The 8,398-nt window shown below is 72.3% G+C and carries 6 protein-coding genes and 1 pseudogene; 2 read left to right on the forward strand and 5 right to left on the reverse strand.

All coding sequences use genetic code 11. The annotated features are described in order from the left end of the window. The 4 genes from ABZ297_RS45515 to ABZ297_RS45530 all read right to left on the reverse strand — a co-directional run. On the reverse strand, nt 1-902 hold a 902-nt coding region (locus ABZ297_RS45515), incomplete at its 3' end, for a pyridoxal-phosphate dependent enzyme (RefSeq protein ID WP_355360415.1). Between the two features lie 225 nt (nt 903-1,127). After that, nucleotides 1,128-2,645 carry a hypothetical protein gene (locus ABZ297_RS45520; protein WP_355360418.1) on the reverse strand — a complete coding sequence of 506 codons (1,518 nt, stop codon included), beginning with the start codon at nt 2,643-2,645 and terminating at the stop codon, nt 1,128-1,130. 93 nt (nt 2,646-2,738) lie between these two features. Continuing rightward, on the reverse strand, nt 2,739-4,187 hold the full coding sequence (locus ABZ297_RS45525; protein WP_355360421.1) for a protein kinase: 1,449 nt from the start codon (nt 4,185-4,187) through the stop codon (nt 2,739-2,741). Continuing rightward, entirely contained in the window at nt 4,177-5,679 is a 1,503-nt protein-coding gene (locus ABZ297_RS45530) for a serine/threonine-protein kinase (RefSeq protein WP_355360424.1), read from the reverse strand. Before ABZ297_RS45530 ends, ABZ297_RS45525 begins: the two co-directional genes overlap by 11 nt. Before the next feature lie 278 nt (nt 5,680-5,957). Here ABZ297_RS45530 and ABZ297_RS45535 point away from each other — a divergent pair, with 278 nt between their 5' ends. Both ABZ297_RS45535 and ABZ297_RS45540 read left to right on the forward strand, forming a co-directional pair. Next, entirely contained in the window at nt 5,958-7,658 is a 1,701-nt protein-coding gene (locus ABZ297_RS45535) for a DEDD exonuclease domain-containing protein (protein WP_355360431.1), read from the forward strand. A gap of 9 nt (nt 7,659-7,667) precedes the next feature. After that, nucleotides 7,668-7,955: an Lrp/AsnC ligand binding domain-containing protein gene (locus ABZ297_RS45540; RefSeq protein WP_350806427.1), complete on the forward strand. Its 288-nt coding sequence runs from the start codon at nt 7,668-7,670 to the stop codon at nt 7,953-7,955. A gap of 86 nt (nt 7,956-8,041) precedes the next feature. On the opposite strand, the pseudogene ABZ297_RS45545 reads toward ABZ297_RS45540, so the two are convergent. Next, nucleotides 8,042-8,398 (reverse strand): annotated as a pseudogene (locus ABZ297_RS45545) (ubiquinol-cytochrome c reductase cytochrome b subunit); the annotation flags it as partial.

The raw sequence follows: 8,398 nt of genomic DNA on the forward strand, positions 1-8,398 counted from the left end.
GCCAGTGCGGCGGCGCCGCAGGGGCCGGCGCGGACGCCGAGGGCGGCGAGGTCGCGGGCCGCGCGGGCGCTGTCGACGTCAGTGACCGCGATGGCGGCGTCCAGACCGTCGCGCAGGTAGGGCCAGGCGAGGCTGGACGGGGTGCCGCAGTTCAGCCCGGCCATGATCGTGGCCCCGGTCGCCACGCTGACCGGCTCCCCGCTGAGCAGGCTCGCCAGGACGCAGGCCGCGCTGTCCGGCTCCACCGTGAGCAACGCCACGCCGGCCCCATCAGGCCCGGCAGATCCGGCCTGTCCGCTGCGGTAGTGGGTGATGGCGGCCTGGGCGAGCGAGCCCACCCCCGCCGGGACGACCACCAGCCCCGGCGCCCCTGCCCCCGCGGCGCTCAGCTGCGCGTCGAGTTCGGCGAACAGCGTGCAGTAGCCCTCGACGATCCAGCCGGGAATCTCCTCGTATCCAGGCCAGGCGGTGTCCTGGACGAGTACCGCTCCCGGCTGGTCCGCGGCGTCGGCGGCCAGGAGGACCGCGTCGTCGTAGCTCCCCGCGACCTGGACGACCTGCGCCCCCTCGGCCTCGATCGCGGCCACCGCCGCCGGGTGGACACCGTCCCGGGGCACGAAGACCTGGGCGTGCTGCCCGAGCAGCCGCGCCATGCGGGCCACGGCACGACCGTGGTTGCCGTCGGTGGCGGTGACCAGCCGCACGGGGCCGTCATCCGTCCGCCGGGACAGCACCTGGTGGATCGCCCAGGACGCGCCCAACGCCTTGAACGCGGGCAGGCCCAGACGGCGGGACTCGTCCTTGACGAACACCCGCCCGGCACCGAGCTCCGCGGCGAGGGCGGGCAGTTCGACCAGCGGGGTGGGCGCGTAGCCGGGCAGCCCGGCGTGGAAGTCCCGCACCTGCGCCGGCGCGGGCGCACAGGCCCACGCCCGCGCTGCGGGCCGCGCGAACCACGCCGACCGCGCACCTCCCGGGCGCGCCGAAGCCGAAGCGGTCTGCGGGGACTGCGGGCGGTTCGAGGGCGAAGCGGTTGACGACACAGGTCCACGGTGCCTGTCACGCTCTCATCAGTCCAGCGAATGTCACGCTCACGGCCCCTGCCCCGAAGCCCTCGCTCTGACAGATCAGCTGCCGATCGGCTTCTTGGCCAGCTCCGCCAGGTACGCCTTGGCCAGCCGCAACGCGCCGCCGCGCGCCTCGGCGTCGGGCATGAGCGTCACCTTGGACGAGTTGGCGGGCTCGTCCTTGGGCCGCTGGGCCCCGGCGTACTCGATCTGGATCACCAGCGGACCCTGCCGCACCATGACGCTGCCGCTGGCGTTGAACACGTCCCCGTGCTCGATCTGCACGTACTGGCTGTAGGCCGCCTCCCCCAGGCCGGTGACGTCGCTGAGCTTGCTCCACGTGATGCCGCCCATGGACGAGTCGGCCGTGACGCCGTTCCTGCCGCGCTCCCCGACGTAGAACGCCTGCGCGGCGGGTTTGTCCTCGGCTCCGGCCCGGTTGGTGAACCGGTGCGTGGTGATCACGGCGCTGCGGATCTTCTTGACCCCGCCGTCACCCGGAACGTCCAGGTTGAGCCAGCGGCATTCGGTCTGTGCGTCGTTGCCGGCCTCGACGCGCTGCGCCCTGGGGGTCGGGTCGGGCACCAGCTCGGTGGCGAGCTGCGTCATGGCCTGGCAGGCGGGCGGGAAGATGGCCAGATTGGTCGGCGAGGGCGTCGGCGTGGCGGTCGGCGCGGTGGTCTGGGCCTTGTCGGGCTGGGCGAGCACGTTCGGGTGCTGCGCCTTCCACGCCGCCACGCCCTTGGCGACGTGCCCGATCAGCATGCTCGCCTCGCGGATCGCATTCTCCTCGGTGACCGCCTGCGCGGAGTCGTTGGTGAGAATCTTGGCGTCCTTGCGCTGCTGCCCCGCCTGGTACTTGACCTCGATCGTGACATCGTCGACGCGCGCCTGCGCCTGCCCGAAGGCGTACCAGAGCATGCTGCCGGAGCGGCGCCAGGTGTACTGGGCGAACGCGCCGTCGCCCACGCCGGGTACGTCCTTGACCGGCGAGACGTACTCCTTCTCGCCCTTCTCGAGGGTCGGTTTGGCGGTCTCGCCATACTTCGCGCCGCCGTAGTCGACCTCGTACGAGCTCTGCGCCATGGCCCTGCCGGTCTTGGCGCCGTCGCCCCGGTGCTGCGCGATCTTGACCGCGATCTCGCGGCTGCGCCAGTACTCGCCGAACGAGATGCGCTGGTTGTTCCAGCCGCAGGAGAAGTTGACCTCGTACTCGGAGTCTCTGGAGTCCTTGGCCACGGTCGCGTCGGGCACCAGACGCTCGGTCTCCTGCTTGGGGACCATGGAGCACGCGTCCATCGTCGCGGGCGCGCCCGCCACCGCCACGCTCTGGGACGAGCGCCCGGGAGCGGGAGCGGGGCTCTCCGCCGAACGTCTGCCGAGCAGCAAGTAGGCGCCCGCGCCGCCGCCGACCAGCACGACGACCAGGACGGCCACCACCGGCAGGATCCACCCGCGCCGTTTCGGTGGCGGGGGCGGCGACACCGGCATGGTCGGCGGCGGCATCTGCGGCTTGTACTGGCCGTGCGGCATCGGGTAGGGGGTGGTCGGCGGCTCGTACTCGTTACCGGGGTGCACGAGTTACTCCTGTGGTTTGCCTGACTTGCGGGGAGACATGCTAGTGACAACGCTTGCGAACCGCTTGCAGCGCCTCACGGCTTCAACAGCGCCTCACGGCTTCAACGCGGCCGACACCAGCCTGGCGGCCTTCAGCGCGGTCTGCCGACCGGCCGGAGTGCCGGGGGCGACGTCGTTGTGGTGCAGGATCACCTCGCCGATCAGGTTGCTGCTGCGGAACAGCACCGTGCTGTCGGTGTCGCCGGACTTCGTGGAGTTCATGGCCAGCTCGAAGGTGTCCTGGACGAACGCCGCCTCACCGATGCCCTGGACGTCGCTGACCCCGCCGGTGGCCTTGCGGAAGACGGTGCCCTTGGCGGCCGCCCGGTTGCCGCGCTCGCTGGTGAAGCGCAACCCGGCCACGGCGGGGCCGCTGTAGCCGCCGTTCGGCCGCTCCACCCGGGTGCGGACGGTGATCGACCAGACGATCTCGGAGACGTCGCGCACCTGCCACTGGCACTCGCCCGCCCTCGTCTGCGCGCGCCGGGCCTTCGCCTGCAGCAGGTCGGCGGCCTGGACGTCGGTCAGCAGTCCGCACGGGTCGGGCGCCGAGGCGTACCTGCCCGTGTCGCCGTCGCCCTTCAGGACGCCCAGACCGTACCAGCCGCCCGCGCCGAGCAGCACGACGGCGGCCAGCACGGCGGGCACCAGCCACCATCGGCGGCGGGGCGGCCGTTCCGGGTGGGACGGCCACGAGCCGCCGCTCAACGCCTCGCGGAGCTGCGCGGCCGTGGGACGGGACGCCGGGTTCTTGGCCAGCATCGCCATGAGCAGGCCACCGAGGTCGCGGCCCGCTCTGGCGGGGAACGGCGGCTCGTGCAGCAGCACCGCCGCCGCCACCGCCGCGGCCAGCTCGCGCTCGAACGGGGGACGCCCCTCGACCGCCGTGTAGAGGCTCGCGCCCAGCGACCACAGGTCGGAGGCGGGGCCCGTGGCCTGCCCGTTGAGCCGCTCCGGGGCCATGTAGCCGGGCGAGCCCGCGCCGCCGTACCGGTCGCCCTGGCCGTCCATCGGGGCCGCGATGCCGAAGTCGGTGAGCATGGCCGAGCCGTCGGCGTCGAGCAGGATGTTGGCCGGTTTGACGTCCTGGTGCAGGATGCCGTGCGCGTGCGCCACGTCCAGTGCCGACAGCACCCGCAGGCCGACGCGCGCGACGAAGTCGGGCGGAAGCGGGCCGTCCTCCTTGATGACCTTGTCGAGGGAGCGACCGGTGACGAGGTCCATGATGATCCACGGCTGCTCGCCGTCGAGCACCACGTCGTGGACCAGCACGATGGCAGGGTCGCGCAGCCGCCCCGCCGACCTGGCCTCGTGGATGGCCCTGCCGGCGAACTCGGCGCGCCCGTGCGGCGTCAGCCCGGACGGCACCCGCACCTGCTTGACCGCCACCTCCCGGTTCAGCGTCTCGTCCAGGGCCCGCCACACCGTGCCGGCGCCGCCCTGGCCGAGCGGCTCCACCAGGCGGTAACGGCCGGCCAGCAGGTACTGGTGGTCATCCCGCACGGCGCAGCGCCTGTTCCGTCGCCCGCGCGGCCACCAGCGCCGACTGCTTGACGTCCTCGTCGGTCGGCTTGTTGGCCAGCGTGGTGTACTCGACGCTGACCACCACGTTGGCCAGCCGGTAGTAGACGTAGGCCGAGTGGATCCGGCCGCCCCGCGACGCCGAGAGCTCGTAGGCGAACGCCTCCTCGCCGAGGCCGCCGAGCGCCCGGACCGGGGTGCGGCTCGCCCTGTGCCGGCCTTTCGCGCCGATCTCCGGCCAGGTCCAGTCCAGCGTGTCGTACTTGGCCCAGTAGCGCCTCTGGTTGTCGAAGAGGGTGTGGGCGCCCTGGGACGTCATCGACCACGGGTCGGGCGTGTCGGAGTCCTTCTGCAGTTGCACGCCGACGCCCGTGTTCTGGATCGGCCAGCCGCACTTGGGGCCGAGATCGTCGGAGCTGGGCTGGGGCTTGGGCGGCTGCTGGGTGCCCAGCAGCTGGCCGGCCTCCTGCTGGGTGAGCAGCTTGCACACGTCCATCGGGACGGTGAAGGCGGTCGGCGCCGCGTCGCCCTGGGTTCTCAGCAGGAAGAAGGCGGTCGCGGCGACGGCCACCGCGAGCGCCGAGGCGGAGGCGATCCAGACGGCGGCCCTGCCGCGCCGCGGCACCCTGCTGGGCGCGGTGACGCCCTGGTCGACCTGAAGCTGGGCGGGCCGGCCCGCAGCGACCTGCCTGAGCGCCTGCGCGGCGGCCTGGACGGTGGGACGGGCGGCCGGGTGACGCGCCATCATGGCGGCCACCACCGGGCCGAGCGGGCCACGCCCGACGGGCAGCGGCCGTGTCAGCGTGGCCGTGATCCGGTCGCTGGGCGAGCCGTCGTAGGCCGGGCGCCCCTCGGCGGCGGAGAACAGGCTCGCGCCCAGGGACCACAGGTCGCTGGCCGGGCCGCCGGGGTCGCCTTCGAGCCGTTCGGGCGCGATGTAGCCGGGAGAGCCGATCATCAGGCCCTGCTGGGTCAGCGTCGCCTGGCCCTCCTGCCTGGCGATGCCGAAGTCGGTCAGCACCACCCGGCCCGTGTCGGTGAGGAACACGTTGCCCGGCTTGACGTCCCGGTGCTGCAGGCCCTGGGCGTGCGCGGCGGCCAGCGCGTCGAGGACGTCCGCGCCGATGCGGGCGACCTGCTGCTGCGGCATCGCCCCCTGCGCGCGCACCGCGTCGGCGAGCGTGCGGCCCCGCAGCAGCTCCATGACCAGCCAGGGCCGGTCGTACTCGACGACGACGTCGTGCAGCGCCACGATGCCGGGGTGACGCAGCCCCGCGGTCGCCTGCGCCTCGCGCACGGCCCTGGTGACCAGCTCGGCCCGCTCTCGGGGAGGGACGCCCTCGGGCAGCGTGAGCTCCTTGACCGCGACCTCGCGGTCAAGCATCTCGTCCCTGGCCAGCCACACCCTTCCCATCCCGCCGCTGCCGAGCGGGCGCAGCAGAACGTAGCGGTTGGCAAGTCTTCCCCCAGACATAAAAGGAAGAGTAACTAAGGATCTAGACGAGTAGCTATTCGCTCCCAGGGCAGGCCAACCCCTATGACCGTCGCCTGCGGGCATGGCGAGGAGGAGGGCGGCGAGATCGCCACATGCGTTCGCCAGGCACTTCTGAGGAGGGCCGCATGATCCGCACTGCGGGCGGCTCCCAGGCTCCCGCGGGCGCGGCGGGGACGAGAGCCGCGCCATCGCCGCCGCCGGCTCCCGGGGAGCCCCCGCCGGATAACTGTCGGTCGCCCCTTCTATGGTCTTGGTTCGTGGATCCGGTTCAGGGAACTCTCGACGAGCTCGGCACCCCGCTGAGCGAGGTCACGTTCGTCGTATTCGACCTCGAGACGACGGGCGGCTCGCCCGCCGAGCACATGATCACCGAGATCGGCGCGGTCAAGGTGCGCGCGGGCGAGGTCCTGGGCGAGTTCTCCACCCTGGTCGACCCCGGGGGGCCGATCCCGCCGTTCATCTCCGTGCTGACCGGCATCACCGACGCGATGGTGGTGGCCGCGCCGCGCATCGAGTCGGTGCTGCCGAGCTTCCTGGAGTTCATCCGCGGCACCACGCTGGTCGCGCACAACGCCGGTTTCGACACCCGCTTCATCAAGGCCGCCTGCGCCGCCAACGGCTACCCGCCGCCCGGCAACCCGGTCGTCGACACCGTCGATCTGGCGCGCCGGGTGCTGACCCGCGACGAGACTCCGAACAGCAAGCTCGCCACGCTGGCCCGGTTCTTCCGCAGCCCGACCGATCCGTGCCACCGCGCCCTGCAGGACGCCAGGGCCACGGTGCACGTGCTCCACGGGCTGATCGAGCGGGCGGGCTCGTTCCAGGTCCACACGCTGGAGGAGCTCAAGTCGTTCGTCCGCGCCCCCACGCCCGAGCAGCAGGCCAAGCGCCACCTGGCCGAGCACGTCCCGCACTCCCCCGGCGTCTACCTGTTCGAGGACGAACGCGGCGAGGTGCTCTACATCGGCAAGAGCACCAACCTGCGCAACCGCGTCCGTTCCTACTTCACCGCCAGCGAGACCAGGCCTCGCATCCGCGAGATGATCGGCATCGCCGAGCGGGTGCGGCACATCGTCTGCTCCACGGCCTTGGAGGCCGAGGTCAGGGAGCTGCGCCTGATCGGCGGCGCCAAACCCCGTTACAACCGCAGGTCCCGCTTCCCCGAGAAGGTCGTCTGGCTCAAGCTCACCAACGAGGCGTTCCCACGCCTGTCGATCGTGCGTGAGCTGAAGGACGACGGCGCGTCCTACCTGGGGCCGTTCTCCAGCGCCCGCTCGGCCGACGACGCCCGCACCGCCCTGCACGAGGCGGTGCCGTTGCGGCAGTGCACCCAGCCGGTCACGCTCCGCACCCGCCGCTCGGCCTGCGTCCTGCACGAGATGGGGCGCTGCGGCGCCCCGTGCGAGGGCCGCGAGTCCCCGGCCGACTACTCGTTGCACGTCGAGAGCGCCCGCCGGGCCATGACCCTCGACGCCTCGCACGTCTTCTCGGCCGTGTCGGCGCGCATGGAGCGGCTGTCGGTCGAGCAGCGTTACGAGGAGGCGTCCGTCGATCGCGACCGGCTCGCGGCCTTCGTCCGGGCCGCCGCGCGCATGCAGCGCCTGACCGCCATCACCCGCATCCCCCAGCTCGTCGCCGCCAGCCCCGCCTTCGACGGCGGCTGGGACATCCACGTCATCCGCTACGGCAGGCTGAGCGCGGCGGGCGTGATGCCACGCGGCGCGCATCCCACCCCGTTCGTCGAGTCACTGGTCGCCGTGGCCGAGACCGTCATCCCGGGTCCGGGGCCCGTCCACGCGGCCAGCGCCGAGGAGACCGAGTGCATCCTGCGCTGGCTGGAGTCTCCGGGGGTGCGGCTGGTGGAGGTCGACGGCGAGTGGAGCCTGCCCGCCCATGGCGCGGCCCGGCACAAGGCCCGCATCGACCTTGCCTACCGAGGCCTCGAACAGCCCCGATAGAGTTGGGGCATGGTCACGGCTATCGTTCACATCAACGCCGAGGTTGACCGCATCCCGGAGGTCGCTGAGACGATCGCCGAGATCGACGGGGTCAGCGAGGTCTACTCCATCACCGGCGAGTACGACCTGCTGGCGATGGTGCGGGTCGCCGCCTACGAGCAGGTCGCCGAGGTCATTCCCGGGCGTCTCAACAAGGTCCCGGGCGTGCTGCACACCGAGACGCACATCGCCTTCCGCACCTACTCCAAGCACGATCTCGACGCCGCCTTCTCGATCGGCTTCGCCGAATCCGACTGACGCCCTGCGCTGGGGCTTTCGCGGTCACCACGGTCACGCCGAAGGGGGCCCGGACGGTTCGTCCGGGCCCCCTTCTGGTTGCGTGCCTAGTGCGACAGCGAGCGGTCGTCGCCGCCCGAACCGATCGCGGCGTGCTCCTCGTCGTGGCCGTGCGGCTCGTCGAGGGGGATCTTCTCGCCGCCGTACGCCTTGGACATGCGGGCGCGCAGCTTGCCCAGCGGGCCGCGCATCCCCTTGGGCGGGATACCCGCGCGATCTTCGGAGACCGGCAGCATGAGCACCGGCTCCTTGCCCCGCATGTGCGCCTCGATGTCCTCCGACGCCGGCGTGTGCACCTCGATGAACTCACCGTGCGGCAGCCGCTTGATCACACCGGACTCCACGCCGTGCGAGACCATCGCGGAGTCGGACCGCTGCAGCCCCAGGCAGATGCGGTAGGTGAT

It is taken from the genome of Nonomuraea sp. NPDC005983, from assembly GCF_040614375.1.
Taxonomy (GTDB): Bacteria; Actinomycetota; Actinomycetes; order Streptosporangiales; family Streptosporangiaceae; genus Nonomuraea.